Consider the following 22,912-nt stretch of genomic DNA (forward strand, 5'->3'; position numbering starts at 1 on the left):
TGGCAAGCACCGATAACTGATAGAAAACACCACCGCCGTTGCTATGACTGAAATTCCTCAAAATCTCCCTGATTCCGATCAGCAAAACACTGTAGATGTGGAAGGGGTGTTGCGATCGCTCCGCCGGAAAGAGGGCACCTGGGTTGAGTGGGGGCAAGCCTGTCAGACATTGCAGAAGATGGGCTATAATCCACAGTCTATTTTTGAAGAAACGGGTTTTGAACCGATTCAGCAAAACCAGATTGTTGTTGCAGCCCAGGTCTATGCCAGCATTCTTGCAGTTGGGGTTTCTGATGCAGCCAAAGAATATTTTGGTGTTAAGGGCAGCGATGTATTGTATGAGCTTCGCATTCTGACTCAACCAGAACGAGCCGCGATGGCAGAGTTAGCGTTCGAGAAAAAGCTGGATATGAATGAAGTTCATGAGGCTGCTAAAGCGGTGAAAGAGTATTCTCGCCTGGTTAATAAGCCAGAAGGATTTACCGATCATCCAGGGGATGCGATCGCTTACCAGATTTGGAGACTGACACGACAAAAGTCAGATTTGCAGGAACGCTCTCGCTTGATTGCTAAAGGACTTCGATTTGCACACAGTGATGCCGCTCGTAAAAAGATTGAGCAGCTGCTGACAGATTTTTCAGTTGTACCTGCAACTCCGACCCCCGCTTTGCCAGTGTACCGCCTGGAAGCAACGGAAGAACTTCCACGCTTGCTGCCCGTGATTGGGAAACTTCCCCTTACGAAAGCTGACTTGCAGGCAGCCCCCTTGGTTGAGGAGATTGAACCGTTCCGGATTGTGAAATTTTCCGGAACGGGAGCCTGGGTGGCTATCCCTGGGTGGCAGGTTATTTTAGCGGCTGAGGATCCAGTTGCCATTCTCTGTGACAGTGAGGCCCTGCCAGTAGCACTCCCTGGTGCACCGGAAGAGGTGATGGTGGTGGTTGATCGGTCTCAACGAGACTGGGACCCTCGTCATTATTTTGTGGTCGATAATGCTGGACAACTCCAAATCCAGTGGTTCGAGTATGAGCCAGAAGCCACAATTCTGGGCCAGGTCATTTTAGTTATGCGTCCCAAAAAGGTGCTGGACGATAATTATACGAAGGAAATTTGGCAGATCGATGAGTAATGCTAATTATGCATAGCTCATTACCTGAATTACCATTCCCTTTGCTGGCAGATCGCCCCGCCCCAGGTTTAGGGTGTTTCCCCCCTGCCGCACAGGAACCCCATTCATCAGTGAGAGGAACTTGTCTACCCCTACCAGGTCACACCCCTCCTTCGCGGCTGCCTGCGTTCGGTATTGGGTCGGGATTACCAGCCTCGGATTCAAGGTGTCAATGGCTTGCCTAGCTTCTTCTGGAGTATAGGCTTTAGGTCCACCACCCACTGGAAGCAGAAGCACATCCGGACGACCCATCAAAATTTTCTGTTCAACAGAAATGGGGGCAGCAGCACCACCCAAGTGCAAGAGCTCGATTCCTGCTTGTTTCCACTTCCAGGCGACGTTCACCCCAAATCTGCGTCCACCGACGCGATCGTGATCCATCCGAATGCCTTCAATCCGCAGCTTGCCCACCTGGTAAACGCCAGGTTCATAAAGCAGCCGGGGATTGCCAGGGACAATTTCGACTGCTCCCTCATCCAGAAGCTGGCTGCTGATCATCACCAGATCGGCAGCCACTTTGGGAGGTTTATATCCGGCTGTGCATCCGAGCGATCGAAACGGATTGACCAGAATTCGGGTTCCACCCCCAGTAAACAAAAAACAGGTATGCCCAAAATACCGAATTGAAAGTCCTGATGTTTGAGCCTGTACTCTTTCAAGCCTGGAAGTGATTCCAACTCCCAGTGCCGAAACCAACCCCGCTCCTGTGTAGCGTATCAACTGCCGCCGTCTCATAATCTCCTCACCGAACCACTGTAAGGCTAGAGGGCAAGGGTCAAGGGGTAACGGAGAACAGACAGCCTATTACCTGTCCTGATTTCTGCTTCCCAATTCCTAATTCCCTAATGTGTTTGACCGCTAATGGATACTAAGAAGTTCCTCAATAGTTGCTTGCCCGAAGTCGTTAGAACACTCTCTGGGTGAAACTGTACACCCTGAATGTGCGGGTACTGTCGATGACGTATACCCATGACGGTGCCGTCATCAACCCAGGCGGTGATTTCTAACGCTTCAGGGAACGCCTGCCGGTCAACCACCAGACTATGATACCGGGTTGCGGTCAACGGATTCTCTAAACCCTGAAAAACTCCAGCATTTGTGTGGGTCACTGACGAGGTCTTGCCATGCATTAATACTGGAGCAGAAACAATTTTGCCGCCAAACACCTGTCCAATACTCTGATGCCCCAGGCAAACTCCCAAGATTGGCAGGTCTGGCCCCAGTTCTCGAATCAACGCCATCGAAATGCCCGCATCCTCCGGACGACCAGGACCGGGAGAAATCACGATTCCATCTGGCTTTAGCTGGCGGATTTGCTCCAGGGTAATTTGATCATTACGGTAAACCTGGATTTGCCTGGCAACGGAGAACTCAGCCCCCAGTTCACCCAGGTACTGCACCAGGTTATAGGTGAAACTGTCGTAGTTGTCGATGACCAAAATCATTGGGCACTCTCTGCCTGTTCAGGTTGGATTTTGACTGGCTAAAGCGACCGCCCATCACAAATGTAAAAATGGCACGATCAGTAGCCAAAGTTTGGGCAGCATGAGGGAGCCTGCAACCCCGATCGCCACCAGGGCAGAAATCAAAACAGCAGCGGCAGCACAATCTTTAGCAATTTTGGCAAGCTCATGGTAGTTCTGCTTGACAGTCAGGTCAACCACCGACTCGATCGCCGTATTCAGTAGTTCCATCCCCAGGACTGCCCCAATGGTTAGCGCCACAACTGACATTTCTACAGCAGTGAGATGGAGTGTAATACCCAGAAAAATGGCCAGGGAGCCTAGCAAAACGTGAATGCGGAAATTTCGCTGAGTCTGAAAGGCATAGCTAATACCAGCCCAGGCAAATTTAAAGCTGATCAGTAAACTGGGGGCAACCTGCCAGGAGAGATCCCGATTTAGTTTGATGAGATGCAGCACCTTACCATTGTTGGAGTGTTCGGAGGTTTGGGTTGAAAGTTCAGGAGGCATAGCCGACAGGGAGAACAGGGACTAACTGACAAGGGGTTGAAGCGGGCGGATTGGAAGGAGTCTAACCATCATCTTCACTCGAAGGGGTCTGGGTTCCAGAAGATAATTCATTATGCGGGCACAGGTGATCGCGGAGTATAACCTTTATTACAGATCCGCAAGAATTCTAACTGGTCTGGAGACGAAACCCAACTATCTGAAGTAAAGCTTGCTGCTGATTTAACATTCGAGTCAAACTGTCGTCGTCGGGATGATCCCAACCCAACAGGTGCAGAAGTCCGTGGGTTGCGAGCCAGGCCAGTTCCGTTTCCAGAAGATGCTGCTGCGCTTTTGCCTGTCGCTGGGCCGTGTCTACCGAAATCACGATGTCTCCAAGGTAAAGTGGCAAGGAAGTTATTATTTCCTCAGAGGGGGGACCTTCAGTTTCTAAGGCCGCAAAGGCGAGAACATCTGTCGGCTGGTTTCGCTGGCAATACTGGGCATTGAGCGCTTGAATTTCGCGATCGCCCGTCAGCCGTAAACTTAACTCGTAAGACTGAATGGGAGAAAAATCAGGCTGGAGAGCTTCCAACCATTTCTGGAACCAGTCTTCCCAGGTTTCTACAGAAATCGTGCAACGAGAGGAAGAGGAATTCGCTGCTGGTAATCCGTTCAATTCCAGTTCAAAAACCTCATCAAAGCTCTCCTGAACACAGACTTCAACCTGCACAGTACTCACGCTCCCTCAACGAGTCAGGTAAGAAAGCCCAATCAGAATGCCCAGAAGCCCAAGGGTTGTTAAAACAAAGTGTTTGAGGGAAGTTCCCCGCTTACGTACCATATTCCGCATAGCGTATTTAACGTAGCTCCCTTGTGGCTTGGAAGGTTCGGTTTCGCCTGCTTGGGGAACTTCTGAAGTTGGATTTTGGGATTTCATAGGATTTAGTAGATTGGACAATGATTTATTTCAGAGGAAAAGGCACAGCATAGACTCTAACCACCTTAAAGTCGATAGTTGTAGCTTGCTGTTCCCAGGTCAGCCGCTGGATCATGACATCTGTGTGGGCAATCCAGTTTTCATCAACCAGTTGCAGCGGCACATCTATTGGCAAAATTCGATAGCCCTCCTTTGTGGCCTGGTATTGGCGTTCGGGGTCAAGAGGGTTTGGGTAGCCCTGCGATCAATTTAGTCGCAAAATACTGTTGACCTGACAGGGCATCCCCATTTTTCTATTCCTCATCCAGTGGTTTGTCAGCTAACATCGACTAGTTGGGCTTCCTGACGTAGATAGGACTGAATGAACGGATCCAGATCACCATTCATCACATCCGTAATCGCCGTGGTTTCAGTCCCCGTGCGTAAATCCTTCACCATCTGATAGGGGTGAAATACGTAGTTACGGATCTGATTGCCCCAGGACGCTTCCACCATATCGCCTCGAATATCTGCAATTTCCTTAGCTTTCTGCTCCTGAGCGATGATCAGCAACTTGGCTTTCAGGATGGCCAGAGCCTTTTCCTTGTTCTGGAGTTGCGATCGCTCCTCCGTACACCTCACGGCCAGCCCCGTTGGGATGTGCAGAACCCTTACCGCCGTCTCCACCTTGTTCACATTTTGCCCCCCCTTGCCTCCAGCACGGGAAGTAGTAATCTCCAGATCTTTCTCCGGGATTTCCAGTTGAACGGTGTTGTCGAGAATCGGCATCACCTCAACCCCGGCAAAGCTGGTTTGTCGCTTGCCGTTCGCATTAAAAGGCGAAATGCGAACCAAGCGGTGAGTTCCCTTCTCAGCTTTTAGATATCCATAGGCATAACGCCCATCAATTTCCAATGTGGCAGACTTGATGCCCGCTTCATCCCCCTCCGAAAGTTCCGTCATATGAACCTTGTAGCGGTGAGCTTCTGCCCAGCGAGTATACATCCGCAGCAGCATTTCTGCCCAGTCCTGAGCATCGGTGCCCCCTGCTCCCGCATTGATTGTCAGAACAGCCCCCTTCGCATCGTAGGGGCCCGAAAGAAGTTGTTGGAGTTCCCACTGATCCAGGTCGCGGCTGAGTTGGGTCAGGTTTGATTCCGCTTCCTGAAGGAGAGACTCGTCTTCTTCCAGTTCCACCAATTCCAGCACTGTCCTGGCATCTTCCAGGTGGCGCTTCCATTGCTCAAACTGTTGAAGGTGAGATTTGAGGTCATTCAACTCTTGAAGCGTTTGCTGGGCGGCGGTCTGGTCATTCCAGAAATCGGGCTGGGCTGCAATTTGCTCCAAATCTTGAATTTTGGCAGTCAGGGCAGGAATGTCAAAGATAGTCCTGGGTTTTACCCAGGCGATCAGAGAGCAATTCGACTTCGCGCTTAATTTCGAGCGTTTCCATGTCAAAAAATCGTGATCCTACAAAACCAATTACAAGGGAATAGGAAAGTTTGAGCTTAAAGCAAAAGCCAGGAGGCCATACAAAGAGCGTGAAAGGAGGGGATGAGTGGGAGAGAGGGAGTAATGGAGTAGGGGAGTGGATGGTTGGATAAATTTTGAGGAGGCTGTTCTAGAAACGGGGCGCCGATTCCTTGAAACCTTGATTTAAATCCTAATTCCTTCGACTCCATTTTCACGGTTTGTCAATTTTTTGACAAACCCAAAGAACAATCACCCTATCCCTCCATCACTAATCCATTCATCCTTTCGCCTCTCGCCCATTGCTTATTACTCCTTCAACAGAGATCAATCCCGACCACCGAAGATGGCAATCAAAAGCCGCAGGATGAAGATAAACAAGTTGATATAGGTCAGGTACATCGACAGGGCTGCCGATAGGTACTGATCATCTTTATAGGTGCGGGGCAGGACATAGAAGTCTACCACGGCTGCACCTGCAAACAGAAGCACTCCCAGGCCCGAAATGGCAATTTCCAGGAAGGTGGGGGTATGAATGCTAAACAGGGCGAGCCCAAGCTGAATCAGCAATACCACAAACAGGGCAATAATACCCAGGCGAACGGTCTGGGCAAGGGCCATACCGTCGCGATCGCTCAAGTTAGAGCCAATCTGCCTTGCAAGCACAAACGTGATACCACAGCCAAGCGCTGCAAATCCAATTCCCTGGAACCCAACCCCCCTAGTACCCAGGGCAACGGCAACGATCCCAGTCAGGGTATACCCCGTCAACAGACTGTAGGTAGCCAAAAGGGGCAAAGCAACGCTGTTATTCCCTTTCTGGGCAACCGAATTGGCCACAAAGAACAGAATCAGGTTTCCAATCAAGGCCACCCAGAATGTGGCCATGAACAGACCAGGATTATTAGCCAGAACTTGCAGTCCACCAAAGGTGCCTACCGCCGTTAGAACCAATCCGCCCCCCACCCAAGGAAGCGCATTGGCAATTACATTAGGGCCAATCAGAGCTTGATTTCTAGCCTCAGCAATGGCTTGTCGGAAGTTGCTGGTATTACTCACGGGACTTCCTCTCGTAGACGAAACATTAATAGCTGTCCCTATTTTTACGTGAATTTCCAAGAACGAACAGGGCTCTACTAAACGATTTGAGCGCTTAGAAGATTAAGGAAAGTTGAACCAACCCGGAGGTCTCACCAGGGAGGTTTTACGTGTTTATGCCGAAACCCTAATTGTACCTCCTTGATCAGTACCGTAGATTAACGATAGTTTCCTTTGCCATCTCTACAGAGAATAGGTTCAACACTGATGTGAAAGGTGACCTGCAGACGATGGCTACTCAAACTTCTCTTCGCTCCCGTGGGATGGAATTGCTGATTTCCTACCACCAGAAACCCTCAGTTAAGGTTCGCAACCAGTTGGTTCAGTTAAATGCTGGCCTGGTTAGAAAAATTGCTCACCGAGTCAGCCACCAGTGCGCCGAGCCTTACGAAGATCTGGAGCAGATTGGCTATTTGGGCTTAATTCGCGCCATTGAACGTTTTAATCCCAATCAAGGCTGTGCATTTAGCTCCTTTGCCGTTCCTTACATTCGCGGTGAAATGTTGCATTTCCTGCGCGATCGCAGTGGTACTGTTAAGATTCCCCGCCGCTGGCAGCAACTCAACAAAGAAGGCCAAAAAGTTCGCGAAGCCCTGATTGAGGAACTGGGCCGCCAGCCTACTGATGACGAAATTGCTGAGAAGTTGGGAGTATCCGTCAACGAGTGGCGTGAAAGCAAGATGGCAACGAAGAATCGTCTTCCCCTCAGCTTGGATGCCACCGTTTGCCAGCAAATTGACTCGCCCATGACCCTGGGAGACACCTTACCCGATGTTCGCTACCAGACCCTGCAAAATCTGGAAGAAGACCGGCAACAGCTTCAGCGGGCCATGAATCAGCTTGAAGAGAAGACTCGGCAAGCCATTGAGTATGTTTTTATCAATGACCTCTCCCGCAAAGAGGTGGCTGAGCGGATAGGGGTCAGCCCAATGACAGTCACTCGCCGCATTCATCGCGGCATTCAGCAAATGGTTTCGATGCTGCAACCTTCTGTTCTACAAACCGATCCTTAGGCCCTTACTCCGTTAAAGGTTCTGTCACTCTTTCACGTTGCGTCTGGCATATTGCTCCCTACTGGGTTGGCCTTTGGTTAACCCAGTTTTTTAATGATGCCAGCCCTTTTCCCGTAAAATAGCTCTACGCGGGTGCATTAGGACATTGGAATTAGAGAGGGAGTGGGGGCGAAGCCCTGCACCCTTTCCTCAGCCTGGTGGCTATCGTTATAGACCATCAATCTATCCATTGAATGGTTGACCAGAATCTGGCAGTGGGTCTGCGCCACATTTTCCAGAACGGAAAGGCGATCGCCTTCTTGAAGCAGGTCAATGTTGAAGGGGCTATCCTCTTGCACCAAAAATCATTCCAATCAATAAGACAAAGCCAATCCAAACATTTTGCCGAAATAGACCCGCATAAACGCTTGGAGGAACTGTTTTTGGGGTTAGCCGGGAATATTGCCAGGCCCAGCCAAGAATTGCAATTCCGAGGGCAACCCAGTAACTCAGTTGAAGTTGCATGACCAGCCCCAGCTTTGCCAGCAGAAAGGTGGTCCCGGCAAAGAATACGCCAACTGCCAGGGGAGCATATTTGCCAAAGAAAAGAGCACTGGAGTTGACCCCTATACGGCGATCATCCTCGCGGTCAGGCATAGCATAGATTGTGTCAAACCCGAGGGTCCAAAGTACGGTTGCCCCCCACAGAAGCCAGGTTTCCGTTCCTAAACAGGGCGTTGGGGCAAGGGTTGGGGCACAACTGATCGCGCTCCAACTAATCAGAACGGCAAATCCCCAGGCGATCGCTAACATCAGTTGCGGTACCGGGAACACCCGCTTTGCTAGAGGGTACAGAATAATGACCGGAACGGCAGCTACACATAGCCAGAATGTCAGTGGATTCAAGTAGAGCGACAGCCCCCAGGCACAAACAAGTGCAATCAATGCTATCACCAGGCCCACTTTAACTGACAGGGCACGGGACGCCAGTGGGCGATTACGGGTGCGCTGTACCCTGGGGTCAATATTTCGGTCCCAAAGGTCATTAATGACACAGCCTGCGGCACTAGTGGCCAGTGCACCCAGGATGATGATTCCCACCAGCGGTAGGGGCGGCGCTCCCCTTGCGGCCAGAAACACCGCCCAGAGAGCCGGAATCATAAGAATCAATCGCCCTTCGGGTTTATCCCATCGCAAGAGCCGAATAACCCTAAGCCAGGTCGGTTCCTGGCTTTCTGACTGAAATGACATAGAGGCTTAAGAGTAGTTGCTTAAGGATGATTTTAACGGTATCAGAATAGCCCCAGGGTAGCACTGAGGCTAACTCCAAACACCAGACCATCAAAGTCAACTAGGGGGGCGGAAGAACGTCCGAAACTATATCCTACAAACAGATAAATCTGAGTGTTGCGAAACATTGTATGAGCTAGATGAACGCCTACCTGCTGAAACTGGTCTTCCCGGGGCTGGTGGGTAAAGCTTGCCAGGGCAAACTGATAGTCCAACCCGAATTGAAGGGTGGGCTGAATATCGTAATTGAGGGAGGCAATGAATGAGTTGATGATGCGCGATCGGTCCCTGGGATTGGCAAAACCCGCCCGTAACTGATAGAAGGTGTTCAGGTAGAGACGACTGGTGATTTGGTCCTTGCGGCTAATCTCCAAACGGATGGCGTGATCATCCAGGAATCGCCTACCTTTGGGTAGACCCAGAATATCATCGCTGGCAATAAAGAGTCGCTGATTCGTCCAACCAATTCGGCCAAACATGCTTGGAGATAGCACTTGAAAAATGCTTGCTTCAAACACCAACTCGTTGTAATTAATTTGGGTCTGGGTGCTGTAGCGAACGAGGTTACCTGTTACAGAAGCGGTCAGGAAGGTGTTCGGCCCGAGACGAGGAGCCGCATAGAGTGTGATTCCAGGTCTGGCTAGCCCATCATCAATTGGATCGATCGCCGAATAAATATTGCTACTCCTGAAATAGTCAAATCTTGCCAGTAGGTAAACCGTTGGCTGACGGGGCGGCGGCGGTGGTGGTGGAATCAGGATACAGCCCAACTCCGGGTCGGGGGGAACGTCACCGCGGCAACGTGGTTGATTCGCTGTTTGACTTTGGTCAGGCAGGTTGGGGATTGGCGGTTGGGACGGGGGGGGCTTGAACAGGGGTTGTAGACGTAACACTCCCAATTCAGGGTCTTCAGCCGATTCAGCCGGAGCAGCATCGCTAACTTGAATCGGTGGGGGAGGATTCCCTTCAGCAGACTTGAGGCTTTTGATGGAACTGAAGGAGACGCGAAGCGGTTGTGCAGGCAACGGTTCAGTTAGGGTTGCGGCACTGTAGGCATAGGAGGGGCGAACCAAGTCGGACTTGTAGCCAACGGGCTCGAACTCTGACACAAGCGCCTGCCCTGAAGGCTGTTCAGCGCTCGAAAATGAAGAGTGGGATGGGTTTGGAGCAGCCCAGGTAGGGTTACTCAATAACAAGGTCCCCCACGCAAGAGTATGTTGCCAGAAACCATAGCGCGTGGAAAGACCAGATCCGAAAGGGGAAGGGCTAAAACGACTCCGCAAAGTTAAAACCGTGGATTTACTGAACCAGCACACTCACTTTAAAGATTTGATGAAGCCAGGGAAACAAGATCGCCTGCCGCTGGATTCTTCCTGATAGCTTTATGCCATTAGGCTATGTGAGCGAGTTTGATGCCATCCCCCGAAATCGGGATTGTTAGGCTTTTTAGTGACATTCCAACAGGGTGCAATTAAACTGGTTATTCGAAATACTACTCATTGATGAATCAGATGTCGCGTGGGGTTATTTAAGAGAAATCACGGAAGTATTCCTGAACTCCGGATGAATTTTAATCCGAAATTAGCGAATTGCTGAAGCGCATCTGGGACACATCTGGGACAACGCGATCGCCCCAAAGTGAAACTCTGGAGCCACTATGCCTTGTAGATTCCTGACTATCATCACTTTAAGTTTGTGGAGCGCTGGAACCCTTCTGTTTTCGGGGGTTGCAAGTGCCGAGGTAAAACTCACGAGTGCTACGATTCGGGAGTTACGAAACCAGGTGCAGTTTCAACCCCGTGGAGAACGGTGGCGCAATGCTTCTAGAGGCACCACGATGCAACCGTTGGATGCCCTGAAGACGGCTAGCAAATCTTGGGCTGAACTTCGCTTTAATGATCGCTCATTGGCCCGAATTGGCGAACGGGCGCTGTTCCAGTTTTTGCCGGACACACGGACCTTTGACCTGAGAAATGGCACCGTCTTGCTGTTAATTCCCCCCAAGCAGGGGCGGACCCGTGTACAAACGCCCAACGCCGTCGCTGGAATTCGAGGTTCTGCCCTATTTATTCGCTACAACCCTGAAACAGACACGACCCTGGTTGGTGCATTGACCAACAGTGAAATTGAGGTTGCTCAAAATAAAGAGGGCACCCAGGCGATTACGCTGAAAGCCGGACAGATGGCACTTCTGGTTCAGGACCGCATCTTTGAGGTCTACAACTTTGATCTGAGGTCATTTTACGAAACCAGTGAGATGGTACGGGATCTGGATCTGCCCCGACAAAATCCAACACCCAACTCCGATGAGGCGATCGCCGCTGTCCAGGAAGAAACCGCCGAGGCTCTCAAATCCCAACCCGTTCTGGCAAACTCTGACGTTGTAGTCAATCCCCCCTGGGTCGCCTATTCTCGTCCCGCAGAGCAGCCAGTGGTCTCCAACCCCGCTTTACAAAACGGCATTGATCGCAGCCTGTCTGAAGGTTTTACCAATTTAATTTTGGTTGGTCCCGATGGCTTAGCCGGAAAAGCACCAACCGAAACAACCCAAAACTCCGGCGCTGTCATCGCCCAACCATCAGCCCCCTCTCTACCTTCAGGACTAACAGGGCAATCTGAAGGGCCTATCGGGACCGCTCCCCTTTCCCCAGTTGACCCTGAAATTTCTCCTCGTCCACAACCCGCTCCAACTCCAGATCCAGCCAGTCCCGTCCGTCCCGATCCGGTTCCAGCCCCTCCCACTCCTGTTCCTGCCCCAAACCCGGAACCAATCAGTCGGCCTACCCCCTCTCCTTCCACTCCGACTCAACCCACTCCTGCACCAGTCACGACTCAACCCACTCCCACCCCTATCAATCGACCAGAGCCTCTACCTGCATCGAATCCAACACCCGTGGTCACTCCACCTGTTTCCACGCCTGTTCAGTCGTCACCTCCAGTAACGACACCCGCTCCAACAACTCCAGCCCCCATTGTGCGCCCTGATCCGCAGCCAATATCGACCATCAATCTGCCACAGTTAACACGCCCAACGCCGACCCCAATTACTCCCTCACCTCCGACCGTGACTGCTCCGACGGTTTCTCCTTCGACAGTAGTTACTCCCTCTGTTACAACTCCGGCAGCTACCGCGCCAACCGTAACCGCTCCGGTAACTGTTCCTACGGCACCACCTGCCGTTATTACTCCATTACCCACCAACTCAACGCTTCCGGCGAATACAGGGACGACTCCAACCGTAACTCCAGGTACAGCTCCAGTGTCTCCAGTCGTGACGCCCCAACCCGCGGCCCAGGGGGCACCCACTCCATCCCCCAGTCCAGCCGCTGCGCCCACTCCGGAACCCGCGCCTCAAACGTCTACACAACCAGCCCCTACTGGGATAACGACCCCTTAAGCAATTGGGATAGGAACGTTACGTAGAACATCCTTACAACACAAACAATTTTTGGACAGATACTAGTGTTTCACCAAAGGAAATTTGCCTCGTTATCTAAATCCGGAAAAACTAATTTAGGGGGTTTTGAAGGGTTTGCAACCCTTCAAAATCTGCTTGGCAGACTACTAGTAGTTTGTCAGTTTTAATTTTGTACCTCCGGATTGAATAAGAGTGGTTATTTTATGAGTTTTCGTCTCACAAAATATAGCGGTAGTCATGATGGTTAGGACGGGGTGCAGGGGTGGACCCCCTGGCTGGGGGCGAAGCCCCCACTCCCTCTCTAATTCCAATGTCCTAACGCACCCGCCTAGAGCTATAAGTCTTGACAGACGATCGTGAATCAGAGAAATGCGGGATTATAACTTAACCAAGATTTTCAGATTTGAGTCAATCAAACCTGAAAATAGGCAAATGAAGGTCTCCTGGCAATTATTACAATTTTCCCACACTGCTTTGATGCACTACCTGACAGACCAATAGCCGCATTTTGTAACTCAGCTGCTCGCACGTCGATCTGCCTGGTCTGTTCATCGCGGTGAACTTTACGCCTTCCCCTGCTCCTGCTGCTTTTGGGCTAGAATCTTGAGTACTTCAACTATGCAAAGTCTCCCCCAATGGCAACTTCTGAACTTCCTCGACGGCGAGACCTTGATTACTTTGATGACGATCATTCCCATCAGCGTGATCATCTTACTCATGAGCACGGCTCCCCAGGCCATTCCCATGTCCACAGCGAAGAATCTCTGCGACGAATCGTCAATCGCCTCTCCCGGATTGAAGGTCATATCCGGGGGATTAAAACCATGGTTCAAGAAAGCCGCTCCTGCCCCGATGTGCTGGTTCAGATTGCAGCGGTACGGGGTGCTTTGGACCGGGTCGCCCGGATTATTTTGGATGAGCACCTGACTCAGTGTATTGCCCGTGCTGCTGAAGAAGGGGATATTGAGGCAGAAATTGAGGAGTTAAAGACCGCCCTCGATCGATTTTTGCTTTAAGGATTGCGAATTCATGTACACCCAACCCAATTCAACCCGAAATTCAATCCATAATTTTTAGTAAATCATTTGACATGAACATCGCCAGTTTTGAGATAACTGACTAAGCGACCACTCTGGCTTCGGCAGACAAGTAATGGCTACAACCGTAGCAAAGACCCACTAGTTGAGAGCTACACTGGCAAACAATTCCTCAAACGGCTTTATTGGGGCATCGGGCTTTGTGATTACCTCCACAATTTGGTTACGCGCAGACGGCTGAAAAAGGGCTTCTACACAGATCTGTGCTACCTTCGTGCGGGGGATGCTCCCTTCAAACAGGTTGTCGGCAGATGTCATCATGATCGCGTCAGGGCTTTCATCATTTCTCAAGCCGCCCGGTCTGACAATGGTGTAGTTGAGGCCACTTCGTTGCAGGTATTCCTCTCCCCACTTTTTCCAAACCAGGATGAGATAGAACAAATTCAACGGATGCAGCAGGCGCGAAACGCAGAGGGAAGAGACGAGGACAAAATGCTCAATTCCTTTTGCTTTTGCGGCATCGACCAGATTTTTGGTGCCTTCATAGTCCACCCGATAGGGACCAGTGGGGTCGAAACTGGGTTTGGCACCCGTGGCACAGAGCAAAACTGTGCAGTCTGCGATCGCTGCCGTCAAGTTAGCTGGCTGCGATACATCCCCAACGGTAATCTCAACTCCTGGGGGCAAAATGGCCTGAGCCGCTGTGCGATCGCGCACCAGCGCTCGCACAGGAATGTCCCGCTTCATCAGTTCCTGCACAATTCTTTGCCCAGTTTGTCCCGTTGCTCCTGCGACAAATGCTTTCATTTAACTACCTCAAGACAATGATCCTTCAAAACACCAGACTAAAAATGGATCGCTGTTCCCCTATTCTGGTGATATTCCTCACAGTCTAGTTAGACAGTAAGGTCTACCCTTAGTATTGATGATATATTGCTGTTTGTTACAGCATATGAGGTTAAGTAACAGATTGTTTACTATCCCAGATGGCTTTCTGGCAACCTCACTAACCCCCCTTGGCTGCATCTCAGTTAAAACAGAATCTGGAAACGGTGGTGCCCAAATCGTAAGGATTTTAGCGCTACTGAAAAGCAGTATGAATCGAAACGAAGTTTCGAGCATACAGCACTTATTTCATACCCAAATTCAGCAACACCAGGATTTTTGAATTGGTAAGGATGAATGCCGCCATCATTACCACTTGTGGTCTACCTGGAAACAACCGATAAATCGGTAGAAACCCCGAAGGTTCGTCCTTCGTTGAAGGGAACTCTGAACCTGAGAACAGCAATGAATGTTGGAACGCTGAACATGCAGTTACGCCCCGTTAAACATCAATCAGCTAACACTTCTGATGGTTTGCTGCATACAGCATCCATCATCTCTAACCCAAATGCTCCAATGTCACAGGAATCTAGCTGTAATGAGGTTGAACCTACCAAGTTTTGCAGCCAGTATGTTGACAGTATGGAAATGTGTGCCGACCCCAAAACCGTTGCAGTTTATTTTGATAAGCACTCTGACTGGTTCAGCCGCTGTGCTCAACCGATGAAAGCTGAGCCAATCGGTCAAAATGGCTATGCTCTAACAATCGGGCGGTTTGGTTCCTACGGTTTTGTGATTGAGCCTAAGATTGGGTTGGATCTGCTGCCCCAGGAACAGGGCGTTTACCGAATTGAAACGATTCCGGTGCCAGGCTACACCCCTACTGGCTACGATGTGGACTTTCGAGCCGCGATGAAGCTAATTGAAATTAGCCCCGCTGGGTTTGTTGAAGCGAGTGACCAGAATGAATTCACCCATTGTTTGACGCGAGTTCAGTGGCATCTTGATCTGACAGTGACGATCCAATTTCCTCGCTTTATTCATCGTGCTCTGCCAAAGTCGCTGATCCAAACAACGGGCGATCGCGTCCTGCGGCAAATTGTGCGTCAGGTTTCCCATCGTTTGACGCGCAAAGTTCTGGAAGACTTCCATACCTCCCATCAAATGCCAATTCCCAAACATTCCCGGCGCTGGTTTCAAAGAAAACTAGAAGGCGAAATGGAGAAGCTGGAAGACTAATCCACTTATGAGTTTCTAGTAATTATTTAGTTATAGAATTAGATACATAGCTATGGTTGTTGCCAGGTTGCTCAGACATTGGCTTTGAGGAGGGCTGTGCCCGAACCACGGATTTATCCCTGCACCCTGTTCAAATTCCAAGAAGGGTCGTTATAGTTCAGCGAAGAAAGAATCGTGAGATGGAAAGAGATGAGAGGAGGCGATCTACCCCCTCTACCCATCCACTCCCTCACCCTATCACCTCACTTTTCCTGACAACTGAAACCTACTACCCAGCAGAGCCTCACATCTTGCTAATAATGCGCTGCAGAATTTCAACACCCGTCAGTGCCTGCCAGCCAAAAAGCCCCAGGATAGTGACATTCAAGAAAATGTGTGTGTAGCGAGCCCACTCGACACCTTTTTGCATCAGAGGGGATAGGGCAGCGGAAACCGCAATCAACCCAGTCATCCCCAAACCCGCGAGCAGGTGTGGACCAACAAACAACTTGCCATTATTGATGTAGGTCACTGCCATACCGGCAATACAACCCACCACCATCAGTGCCAGTACCAGTGAGCCAATTTGAAAATGCCGGGTATTATACTTTCCCTTGATTAACGCCTTCTTTTCTTCACCTTCAGCGGAACGAGTGCGGCGGACTTTCATTCCCAGGTAAAGGGCATAGCAGGTTAGTGCAAACAGCACCCACATAATTACCGGGTGAACAAACTGGCTGTAAACCTTAATGGATTCTGGGATTTCAAAACTCATAGGATCAGGTTGGGAATGTTAGAGGAACTTCATAAAAATTAGCATAATCTCTCCCCAAAAGGATGGGATGAGTTATCCACACCTTTTAGATATAGAAAGCTACTATTGTCAGGTGGCGCGTTCAACCCCTCTCCTCCATTTGGGCTAGCTCAGAGCCTTTTCTAGCTTCACTCAGGGAGGGGATGTTAGAAGAAGGTTGTGGATTCAATAATGAAAATGCGCGTGCGGGGCCACGTAAAACACGTAGAAGAAGTGTTAAAAATAGCTCTCCAACCCCGACTTTGATGTGGTTTTGGAGTGATTTCGGATGGTTGAGATGTTCACTGTCCGGTGAGGACAAAGACATACAAAGACATAATGACAACTCTGGGAATTCTAATTCATGACGGCAATCGAATTATTGATAGCAATGCTACTTTTTGCGAAAAGTCGGGCTACCAACTTTCTGAACTTTTAGATAGTAGTCCGCTGGATCTGGTTGCACCTGAGTTTCAAGAAACTGTACGGCAAAAGTGCCATTCTACTGAGGACAGTTCCTATGTCACGACGGGTGTCACAAAGGATGGTGCAACAGTCCTGGTTAAGGTTGCGGCAAAAACTGTGAACTATCAGGGAGCGATGATTAGAATCGCCGTGGTTAGCGAAGCCGCAGAAGCTGAAAGTCAGCGGGTGAATGAGAATTTCGTTAGAAATTTAGTGCATGGATTGCGTGCCCCGCTCAATAATTTGCAAATGGCTTTGCAGATGATGAGGTTAGCACCATCACCGGAGCTACAGCAGCGGTACTATGAACTGGCAATAAGCGAGTGCGATCGCGAAGTTGAATTTATCAATAATTTTCTAGATTTAATCAGAATCCAGTCCGGCTCCTATGAACTGAAACTGGAGCCAATTGACCTGAATTCCTGGTTGCCAAAACTTCTACAACCCTTTGAACTCCGTGTTCAGAGACAGGAGCAGCGACTCACCCTCCAGATTGCACCCAATTTCCTACGGCTGACTTCTGATCCCTTTCTGCTTAGACGAATTCTGGAGGAATTGGTCGTAAATGCCTGCAAATACACGAATCCTGGTGGGGAAATTCAGTTTCAGGTTCAGCAGGAACAAGCCGGGGTTGAACTGGCAGTCCGTAACACGCAGGTAATTCCGCAGGATAAGCTACCCTACCTGTTTGACCAATTTTACCGCTACCAGGTAGAGGAAAATCGAGATCCTGGAGGATCGGGGCTGGGTTTGTCGGTAGTTCGAGAAATAGTACACGCCTTGCAAGGGCAGATCAGCGTCACAAGCCAGAATGGCTGGACTTCCTTCAGAGTCTGGCTACCTGATCTATAGGGGTGGATGGGTGGACGAGTGTTGAAGTGAGGTGTGAAGTGTGAGGGAGTAGGGGAGTGAGGTAATGGAGTGATAGGGTGATGGGTTAATAGAGTGAGGTTTCTCTACCCCATTACTCCAGCCCTCATCCATCCATCTACCTGTTATAGCTCTACGCAGGTGCGTTAGGACATTGGAATTAGAGAGGGAGTGGGGGCTTTGCCCCCAGCCAGGGGTTCCACCCCTGCACCCCGTCCTAACCACAATGACTACCGCTATAACCCCAACCCAGCCACCCATTCCCCCATCCCATCCCCAATCCCCCATCCCCTGCCACCTAATGTAAAAAGTGGCGAATTCCGGTAAACACCATTACAATTCCTGACTCATTCGCTGCCTTAATGGAATCCTGGTCACGCAGGCTGCCACCGGGCTGGACGATCGCCCCAATTCCGGCAGCGGCAGCGGTTCTGACGGAATCATCAAAGGGGAAAAAGCCATCGCTGGCAAGGACGGCTCCCTGAGCCTTTGCACCTGCTTGTTCCAGGGCGATTTTGACGGAACCCACCCGGTTCATCTGTCCCGCTCCAATTCCCAGAGTGGTGCGATCGCGAGTCACCACAATGGCATTGGACTTCACATGCTTACAAATTTTCCAGGCGAATAATAATTCTTCTAGTTGAGCAGGGGTAGGCGATTTCTCCGTCACAATTTTCCACTGGTTGGAGTCAGTGATCAGATCGTCAGAAGCCTGTACCAGAAATCCGCCTGCAATGAGCTTCACTGTTTCGGTGGGACCGTTTCTCAGATCAGGCAGAATCAACACGCGGACTTTTGACTTTGCAGCCAGAATTTCTTTGGCTTCTGGTTCACAGCCGGGAGCGACAACACATTCTAAAAAAATTTGCGTCAGGGCGGTTGCCGTTGCCGCATCGATTGGACGGTTAAGTGCGACAATGCCACCAAACGCAGAGACAGGATCCGCGTTGTACGCTTTGTCATAGGCTTCTGCCAAGGTTTCACCTGATGCCGCTCCACAGGGGTTGGTGTGCTTTAGAATTGCCGCCGCTGGTGAATCATCAGGACTGGCAAACTCGGCGATGATACGTCTGGCCGCTTCCAGGTCTACCAGATTGTTATAGCTCAGTTCTTTTCCTTGCAGTTTGGTGGCGGTTGCCCATCCAGTTGCACCTCCAGTCTGGTACCAGGCGGCGGGTTGATGGGGATTTTCGCCATAACGCAGAGCCTGAATCTGTTGGCCCTCCAGGATAAAGGTGGCAGGTAACGTTTGTTCCGTAAACTTCTGGACGGTTGACTCTGGTGCAGAAACCTTCGATGTTTTGGCTAAACTCGCCTCCGCACCTGCTGCCTGTGCCTCTAAATAGGCAGCGATCGCCCGGTCATAAGCCCCCGTATGACGAAAAGCGGCCAGCGCACACTTCTGACGAAAAGCCAGAGAAGCTTCCCCCTGGTTCCGTCGCAGTTCTTCCAAATAATCCCCATACTGGGAAGGGTTACACAGCACGGTTAGATGGGCAAAGTTCTTTGCCGATGCTCGCAACATGGCTGGTCCCCCGATATCAATTTGCTCAATCGCCTCTGCCAGAGAAGCGTTGGGTTGGGCGATCGTCTGTTCAAAGGGGTAGAGGTTAACGACGACCAGATCGATTGAGCGAATTTGCTGCGCTTCCAAATCTGCCTGATCCTGCGGTACATCTCGCCGGGCCAGAATGCCCCCATGAATGCGAGGATGAAGCGTTTTAACCCGCCCACCCAAAATTTCAGGAGAGCCCGTGTAGTCAGAAACCTTTGTGACTGGCAGCCCTGCCTCTTTAATGGCCTTCGCTGTACCCCCACTGCTGATTAAATCAAAGCCAAATTCGTGCACTAAACTCTGTGCCAATTCAATTAGCCCGGTCTTGTCCCATACACTCAGCAAAGCCAGCTTTGCCATTTCTTTCCTTCCCTTCCATAAGTTGTAGGGTTGCAAAATTTAGGGTTTGCACCATGGGGGTTTGGGGGCTTCGCCCCAAGCAGGAGTGGAACCCCTGCACCCCCAACAAGACTTTCGTTTTGCTGTACTAGATTAGTTTAGCGGAGGGAGGGGAAAGGAGAAGTTTTGAGTTCTGAGTTCTAAGTTTTGCGTTTTTCCCTCACCCCTCGCTTAACCAACAACTAACAACTAACAACTGACCTTCACCCGTCCCCGCCTTTCGCCTTAAACTCAAAATTCTGAACTCAAAACTCTGAAGGGGGAAATCAATTGCAGCTACAAACAATTATGGTTCCGCCTCGGTCGGGTCAAGCGGCTGAGGGATTGATCGTCATTTTGCATGGCTGGGGGGCCAATGCTCAGGATGTTTTGGGGCTGGCAAATTTTATCAACTTGCCTGATTTCCAGATGGTTTTCCCGAATGCGCCCTTTGTCCATCCCCATGCACCGGGAGGAAGGATGTGGTACGACTTTACACCTGAGTTTAATTTCCAGAGTACGCCAGGATTTTATGACCGTCCCGACCTCACGACTAGCCGCCAACTGTTGACCCACTTGTTGAATTCCCTGCCTGAGCAAACGGGAATTTCTTTCTCTCGCACCGTTTTGGGTGGATTTTCTCAGGGAGGGGCGATGACACTGGATGTGGGCTTAAACTTTCCTCTGGCGGGGCTGATGGTGTTGAGTGGGTACCTGCACGCCCCACTTCGACCAAAAGCGACCTCGTTTCCACCAGTATTGATGGTGCACGGCAGGCAGGATATGGTAGTTCCGCTGGCAGCGGCTCGTCAGGCGCGGGAAAGTTTGAATGCTCTTGGGGTGGACTTGCGCTACCAGGAATTTGACATGGGGCATGAAATTCAACCATTGGTCCTGGAGCAAATGCGAAATTTTATTAAAGAATTGTTCTCCAGGAGCAAATGAAGTCGGGGAAATGGGCTTGCGTCAAATCCACAAGTATAAAATATAGGGAGATCCGCTGATATTTTCATTCTGGTATTGCTGTTCGGCAGCAGGGGGAAGTGCAAGTGATGGTCATGGCGAATCTTGAACAACTGAATGTCTCTACCTTGACTGCGGCAGATGTGGCCGCGATCGCGGCCAGGCTGGAAGCAGACGAGTACACCACCACGTCAGAAGAACTGCGTGACTGGCATCTGCTACGGGCGATCGCGTTTCGGCGTCCAGAACTGGCTGAACCTTACTTCTATTTGCTAGATATGGAAGCTTACGACGAAGCATAGGTTTCTATTCCAGTCATGGCTCAACCAGGACGGGTTTTACTGGGAATTACGGGTGGCATTGCAGCCTACAAGATGGCAGAAGTGGCCTCGGCGCTAGCGAAGTCGGGTATTGAGGTGCGAGCTATCCTGACCGATGGAGCCCAGGAGTTTGTCACTCCGCTGACCTTTTCTACCCTATGTCGTCATCCTGCCTATACAGATCGGGACTTCTGGCAGCCGACCCAGGCCCGTCCGCTGCACATTGAGTTGGGAGAGTGGGCTGAGGTGCTGGTGATTGCACCACTCACTGCCAACACCCTGGCTAAGCTGGTGTACGGGATGGCTGATAATTTGCTGACCAATACAGTGCTGGCGTCTACCTGCCCGGTGTTGCTGGCTCCGGCCATGAATACGGACATGTGGGAGCAACAGTCGGTTCAGCGAAACTGGCAGCAAATTTGCACTGATCCTCGCTATCACCGGGTGGGGCCGGGGGCAGGTATTCTGGCTTGCGATCGCGTCGGCATGGGGCGGATGGCAGAACCCGACGCAATTCTGCCCCATATTCTTTCCCTTTTGCATACTCAGGGAAAACGCGATTTGGCGGGCAAACACCTGCTGATTAGTGCTGGTGGAACCCGAGAACACCTGGATCCGGTTCGCTTTATTGGTAATCCTTCGACGGGGAAGATGGGAATCGCACTAACCCAGGCAGCAATTCATCGTGGGGCCACCGTTATCCTGGTGCATGCCCCAATGGAGATCCAGAAGGTTGCCGCTCTCCAGGAAGTTCGGTTGATTCCGACGGTCAGTGCTGATGAAATGCGGCGAGCGCTGCTGGAATGGTTTCCCCATGCAGATTGGGCAGTTATGGCGGCGGCGGTTGCGGATGTCAAGCCAGCGACCTGTAGCTTAGAGAAATTGCCCAAGGCAGCCTTGCCTGACAGCCTGCCGTTGAAGCCCGTTCCCGATATTGCCGCAGAACTTAGCCGCCTGAAACAACCTCACCAGAAATTGATTGGATTTGCCGCCCAAAGTGGCGATATCGTGACACCTGCTTTAGACAAGCTGAAGCGGAAGAAACTGGACGCGATCGCCGCCAACCCCATCGACCAAGCCGATAGTGGGTTTGGCAGTGACTCGAACCAGGCCGTTTTCATTGACCGCGAAGGACGGCAACAGGCGATCGAACCGTGCAGTAAGCTACAAATGGCGCATCAATTATTGGATTTTGTTCAGGGGGTAAGGAGTACTCCCCCACCCATCCACCCATCCACCCAATCAGGAGAGCTGTCATGAAAGGTCCGGGGTTTGTTCCCACCTTTTTGTTTTACTTTGTTGGTACAACCCTGATCGCAGCGTTTGTGATCGATCAGGGGGTTGGTTCTGAACTGACGTTTAATCCTTTCCAGGTGAGTATTTTATTGGGTTTAACAGCAGGGTTGGTGGGTGCTTATTTCAATAGCCATCAAACTCTTACGCTTCCCATTAAAAATCGGGGCGCGTTTCTTAAAAAGTTGAAGCAAACCCTGGAACAGTTAGGGTACAGCGAGGCTGGAAAATTGGATGCATTCACCGTTTATTCTCGTCCCGCGCTCAGCAATTTCTTCTCTGGCAAGCTATTTGTGGAGATTGAGAAGGATTCTGCCACTATTTCGGGTCGGGGCAATAAAATTCGTCTCTTGAAGAAGCGGATGGAACAAGACAAGGGGGAAGATTCGGTGTAAAAAGCTATCAGGCGTTACTGAATCGAGTATGAATTAGGCAAGAAGTGGTAGCGAACGAAATTTCAAAGCGAACGAAATTTCAAATAGTGAAATATAGCGGTAGTCATGATGGTTAGGACGGGGTGCAGGGGTGGAACCCCTGGCTGGGGGCTTCGCCCCCACTCCCTCTCTAATTCCAATGTCCTAACGCACCCGCGTAGAGCTATAACACTTGGATCAAGTGCTTCAGCTTTTTTACGGACTTACAATAACACAACGTCTTGCGATGCAAGCGATTACAGATAGTGCTGTAATCGGGTATTCTCTTCCTCAACTCGAATCATAATAGGTCTCGCTGACAATGTGATCATCCACATTAATCAAGCAAGGGTAGACTGTCCAGCCATCTATGACATAGAACTAGCAATGCCAAAAGCAAGCAATGCCAAAGACAAACTTGTTGCCATAAAAGAGAGAGGGTTATAAAGAGAGAGGGTTGCAGCACCGTGGTTTTCTA

The 22,912-nt window shown here is 50.5% G+C and carries 24 protein-coding genes and 2 pseudogenes; 11 read left to right on the top strand and 15 right to left on the bottom strand.

The window, feature by feature from the left end; all coding sequences use genetic code 11:
- Positions 1 to 43: 43 nt before the first annotated feature.
- Entirely contained in the window at positions 44 to 1,129 is a 1,086-nt protein-coding gene (locus P4D80_RS21400) for a RuBisCO accumulation factor 1 (protein ID WP_421656050.1), read from the top strand.
- Positions 1,130 to 1,135: 6 nt separating this feature from the next.
- Here the strand turns inward: P4D80_RS21400 and P4D80_RS21405 are convergent, their stop codons facing one another.
- From P4D80_RS21405 to P4D80_RS21440, 8 genes and pseudogenes are all read right to left on the bottom strand, one after another.
- Positions 1,136 to 1,903 (bottom strand): MBL fold metallo-hydrolase, encoded by a 768-nt coding sequence (locus P4D80_RS21405; protein WP_421656051.1) that lies wholly within the window; start codon positions 1,901 to 1,903, stop codon positions 1,136 to 1,138.
- A gap of 107 nt (positions 1,904 to 2,010) precedes the next feature.
- Positions 2,011 to 2,613 (bottom strand): anthranilate synthase component II, encoded by a 603-nt coding sequence (locus P4D80_RS21410; protein WP_421656052.1) that lies wholly within the window; start codon positions 2,611 to 2,613, stop codon positions 2,011 to 2,013.
- Positions 2,614 to 2,667: 54 nt separating this feature from the next.
- Positions 2,668 to 3,141, bottom strand: a complete 474-nt coding sequence (locus tag P4D80_RS21415; RefSeq protein ID WP_421656053.1) for a diacylglycerol kinase family protein — start codon at positions 3,139 to 3,141, stop codon at positions 2,668 to 2,670.
- A gap of 166 nt (positions 3,142 to 3,307) precedes the next feature.
- A complete protein-coding gene (ybeY, locus tag P4D80_RS21420) occupies positions 3,308 to 3,859 on the bottom strand; it encodes an rRNA maturation RNase YbeY (protein ID WP_421656054.1) in 552 nt (183 codons plus the stop codon).
- Between the two features lie 6 nt (positions 3,860 to 3,865).
- Complete coding sequence (locus P4D80_RS21425; protein ID WP_421656056.1) at positions 3,866 to 4,057, bottom strand: DUF3285 domain-containing protein; 192 nt, start codon at positions 4,055 to 4,057, stop codon at positions 3,866 to 3,868.
- 25 nt (positions 4,058 to 4,082) lie between these two features.
- Positions 4,083 to 4,253, bottom strand: a pseudogene (locus P4D80_RS21430) (DUF2584 family protein); the annotation flags it as partial.
- Between the two features lie 119 nt (positions 4,254 to 4,372).
- Positions 4,373 to 5,489, bottom strand: a protein-coding gene (gene prfB, locus P4D80_RS21435) for a peptide chain release factor 2 (protein WP_421656058.1) whose coding sequence is annotated in 2 segments (ribosomal slippage) — positions 4,373 to 5,416 and positions 5,418 to 5,489 — 1,116 coding nt in all. Because the reading frame shifts where the segments join, the coding sequence is not laid out codon by codon here.
- Between the two features lie 344 nt (positions 5,490 to 5,833).
- Positions 5,834 to 6,565, bottom strand: a complete 732-nt coding sequence (locus P4D80_RS21440) for a Bax inhibitor-1/YccA family protein (protein WP_421656059.1) — start codon at positions 6,563 to 6,565, stop codon at positions 5,834 to 5,836.
- A 269-nt stretch (positions 6,566 to 6,834) separates the two neighbouring features.
- On the opposite strand from P4D80_RS21440, the gene P4D80_RS21445 reads away from it, so the two are divergent.
- Positions 6,835 to 7,617 carry an RNA polymerase sigma factor SigF gene (locus P4D80_RS21445; protein ID WP_421656060.1) on the top strand — a complete coding sequence of 261 codons (783 nt, stop codon included), beginning with the start codon at positions 6,835 to 6,837 and terminating at the stop codon, positions 7,615 to 7,617.
- Positions 7,618 to 7,754: 137 nt separating this feature from the next.
- Here the strand turns inward: P4D80_RS21445 and P4D80_RS21450 are convergent, their stop codons facing one another.
- The 3 genes from P4D80_RS21450 to P4D80_RS21460 are packed head-to-tail and all read right to left on the bottom strand — an operon-like array spanning position 7,755 to position 9,995.
- Positions 7,755 to 7,955, bottom strand: a complete 201-nt coding sequence (locus P4D80_RS21450) for a hypothetical protein (protein ID WP_421656061.1) — start codon at positions 7,953 to 7,955, stop codon at positions 7,755 to 7,757.
- A complete protein-coding gene (locus P4D80_RS21455) occupies positions 7,942 to 8,847 on the bottom strand; it encodes a 4-hydroxybenzoate solanesyltransferase (protein WP_421656062.1) in 906 nt (301 codons plus the stop codon). Before P4D80_RS21455 ends, P4D80_RS21450 begins: the two co-directional genes overlap by 14 nt.
- Before the next feature lie 41 nt (positions 8,848 to 8,888).
- Complete coding sequence (locus P4D80_RS21460) at positions 8,889 to 9,995, bottom strand: hypothetical protein (RefSeq protein WP_421656063.1); 1,107 nt, start codon at positions 9,993 to 9,995, stop codon at positions 8,889 to 8,891.
- 127 nt (positions 9,996 to 10,122) lie between these two features.
- Here P4D80_RS21460 and P4D80_RS21465 point away from each other — a divergent pair, with 127 nt between their 5' ends.
- From P4D80_RS21465 to P4D80_RS21475, 3 genes are all read left to right on the top strand, one after another.
- Positions 10,123 to 10,263, top strand: a complete 141-nt coding sequence (locus tag P4D80_RS21465) for a hypothetical protein (protein WP_421656064.1) — start codon at positions 10,123 to 10,125, stop codon at positions 10,261 to 10,263.
- A gap of 280 nt (positions 10,264 to 10,543) precedes the next feature.
- Complete coding sequence (locus P4D80_RS21470; RefSeq protein WP_421656065.1) at positions 10,544 to 12,283, top strand: FecR domain-containing protein; 1,740 nt, start codon at positions 10,544 to 10,546, stop codon at positions 12,281 to 12,283.
- Between the two features lie 656 nt (positions 12,284 to 12,939).
- Positions 12,940 to 13,320 (top strand): metal-sensing transcriptional repressor, encoded by a 381-nt coding sequence (locus tag P4D80_RS21475; protein ID WP_421656066.1) that lies wholly within the window; start codon positions 12,940 to 12,942, stop codon positions 13,318 to 13,320.
- A gap of 162 nt (positions 13,321 to 13,482) precedes the next feature.
- On the opposite strand, the gene P4D80_RS21480 is transcribed toward P4D80_RS21475, so the two are convergent.
- Entirely contained in the window at positions 13,483 to 14,148 is a 666-nt protein-coding gene (locus P4D80_RS21480; protein ID WP_421656067.1) for an SDR family oxidoreductase, read from the bottom strand.
- Positions 14,149 to 14,523: 375 nt separating this feature from the next.
- On the opposite strand from P4D80_RS21480, the gene P4D80_RS21485 reads away from it, so the two are divergent.
- Complete coding sequence (locus P4D80_RS21485; RefSeq protein ID WP_421656068.1) at positions 14,524 to 15,405, top strand: DUF1997 domain-containing protein; 882 nt, start codon at positions 14,524 to 14,526, stop codon at positions 15,403 to 15,405.
- Between the two features lie 283 nt (positions 15,406 to 15,688).
- Here P4D80_RS21485 and P4D80_RS21490 read toward each other — a convergent pair whose 3' ends face one another.
- Complete coding sequence (locus P4D80_RS21490; protein WP_421656069.1) at positions 15,689 to 16,159, bottom strand: DUF4079 domain-containing protein; 471 nt, start codon at positions 16,157 to 16,159, stop codon at positions 15,689 to 15,691.
- A gap of 357 nt (positions 16,160 to 16,516) precedes the next feature.
- Here P4D80_RS21490 and P4D80_RS21495 point away from each other — a divergent pair, with 357 nt between their 5' ends.
- Positions 16,517 to 17,494, top strand: a complete 978-nt coding sequence (locus P4D80_RS21495) for an ATP-binding protein (RefSeq protein WP_421656070.1) — start codon at positions 16,517 to 16,519, stop codon at positions 17,492 to 17,494.
- A 316-nt stretch (positions 17,495 to 17,810) separates the two neighbouring features.
- Here P4D80_RS21495 and purH read toward each other — a convergent pair whose 3' ends face one another.
- Positions 17,811 to 19,427 (bottom strand): bifunctional phosphoribosylaminoimidazolecarboxamide formyltransferase/IMP cyclohydrolase, encoded by a 1,617-nt coding sequence (gene purH, locus P4D80_RS21500; protein WP_421656071.1) that lies wholly within the window; start codon positions 19,425 to 19,427, stop codon positions 17,811 to 17,813.
- A 327-nt stretch (positions 19,428 to 19,754) separates the two neighbouring features.
- Between purH and P4D80_RS21505 the strand changes: the two genes are divergently transcribed.
- The 4 genes from P4D80_RS21505 (at position 19,755) to P4D80_RS21520 (ending at position 22,416) form a co-directional block, all read left to right on the top strand.
- Positions 19,755 to 20,390, top strand: coding sequence for an alpha/beta hydrolase (locus P4D80_RS21505; protein WP_421656072.1), 636 nt, complete (start codon positions 19,755 to 19,757; stop codon positions 20,388 to 20,390).
- Between the two features lie 113 nt (positions 20,391 to 20,503).
- A complete protein-coding gene (locus tag P4D80_RS21510; protein ID WP_421656073.1) occupies positions 20,504 to 20,710 on the top strand; it encodes a DUF2555 domain-containing protein in 207 nt (68 codons plus the stop codon).
- Between the two features lie 15 nt (positions 20,711 to 20,725).
- A complete protein-coding gene (coaBC, locus tag P4D80_RS21515) occupies positions 20,726 to 21,988 on the top strand; it encodes a bifunctional phosphopantothenoylcysteine decarboxylase/phosphopantothenate--cysteine ligase CoaBC (protein ID WP_421656074.1) in 1,263 nt (420 codons plus the stop codon).
- On the top strand, positions 21,985 to 22,416 hold the full coding sequence (locus P4D80_RS21520) for a hypothetical protein (RefSeq protein ID WP_421656075.1): 432 nt from the start codon (positions 21,985 to 21,987) through the stop codon (positions 22,414 to 22,416). The genes coaBC and P4D80_RS21520 overlap by 4 nt, the downstream gene beginning before the upstream one ends.
- Positions 22,417 to 22,618: 202 nt before the next feature.
- Here the strand turns inward: P4D80_RS21520 and P4D80_RS21525 are convergent.
- Positions 22,619 to 22,815, bottom strand: a pseudogene (locus P4D80_RS21525) (IS1 family transposase); the annotation flags it as partial.
- Positions 22,816 to 22,912: the final 97 nt, after the last annotated feature.

It is taken from the genome of Leptothermofonsia sp. ETS-13 (genome assembly GCF_049200465.1).
Lineage (GTDB): Bacteria > Cyanobacteriota > Cyanobacteriia > Leptolyngbyales > Leptolyngbyaceae > Leptothermofonsia.

Bases quoted from the DNA above. Each gene is read 5' to 3' on its own strand.
- P4D80_RS21400 (WP_421656050.1), top strand. From the start codon at position 44: ATGACTGAAATTCCTCAAAATCTCCCTGATTCCGATCAGCAAAACACT.
- P4D80_RS21405 (WP_421656051.1), bottom strand. From the start codon at position 1,903: ATGAGACGGCGGCAGTTGATACGCTACACAGGAGCGGGGTTGGTTTCG.
- P4D80_RS21410 (WP_421656052.1), bottom strand. From the start codon at position 2,613: ATGATTTTGGTCATCGACAACTACGACAGTTTCACCTATAACCTGGTG.
- P4D80_RS21415 (WP_421656053.1), bottom strand. From the start codon at position 3,141: ATGCCTCCTGAACTTTCAACCCAAACCTCCGAACACTCCAACAATGGT.
- P4D80_RS21425 (WP_421656056.1), bottom strand. From the start codon at position 4,057: ATGAAATCCCAAAATCCAACTTCAGAAGTTCCCCAAGCAGGCGAAACC.
- P4D80_RS21445 (WP_421656060.1), top strand. From the start codon at position 6,835: ATGGCTACTCAAACTTCTCTTCGCTCCCGTGGGATGGAATTGCTGATT.
- P4D80_RS21455 (WP_421656062.1), bottom strand. From the start codon at position 8,847: ATGTCATTTCAGTCAGAAAGCCAGGAACCGACCTGGCTTAGGGTTATT.
- P4D80_RS21470 (WP_421656065.1), top strand. From the start codon at position 10,544: ATGCCTTGTAGATTCCTGACTATCATCACTTTAAGTTTGTGGAGCGCT.
- P4D80_RS21475 (WP_421656066.1), top strand. From the start codon at position 12,940: ATGGCAACTTCTGAACTTCCTCGACGGCGAGACCTTGATTACTTTGAT.
- P4D80_RS21480 (WP_421656067.1), bottom strand. From the start codon at position 14,148: ATGAAAGCATTTGTCGCAGGAGCAACGGGACAAACTGGGCAAAGAATT.
- P4D80_RS21485 (WP_421656068.1), top strand. From the start codon at position 14,524: ATGCCGCCATCATTACCACTTGTGGTCTACCTGGAAACAACCGATAAA.
- P4D80_RS21490 (WP_421656069.1), bottom strand. From the start codon at position 16,159: ATGAGTTTTGAAATCCCAGAATCCATTAAGGTTTACAGCCAGTTTGTT.
- P4D80_RS21495 (WP_421656070.1), top strand. From the start codon at position 16,517: ATGACAACTCTGGGAATTCTAATTCATGACGGCAATCGAATTATTGAT.
- purH (WP_421656071.1), bottom strand. From the start codon at position 19,427: ATGGCAAAGCTGGCTTTGCTGAGTGTATGGGACAAGACCGGGCTAATT.
- P4D80_RS21505 (WP_421656072.1), top strand. From the start codon at position 19,755: ATGGTTCCGCCTCGGTCGGGTCAAGCGGCTGAGGGATTGATCGTCATT.
- P4D80_RS21510 (WP_421656073.1), top strand. From the start codon at position 20,504: ATGGCGAATCTTGAACAACTGAATGTCTCTACCTTGACTGCGGCAGAT.
- coaBC (WP_421656074.1), top strand. From the start codon at position 20,726: ATGGCTCAACCAGGACGGGTTTTACTGGGAATTACGGGTGGCATTGCA.
- P4D80_RS21520 (WP_421656075.1), top strand. From the start codon at position 21,985: ATGAAAGGTCCGGGGTTTGTTCCCACCTTTTTGTTTTACTTTGTTGGT.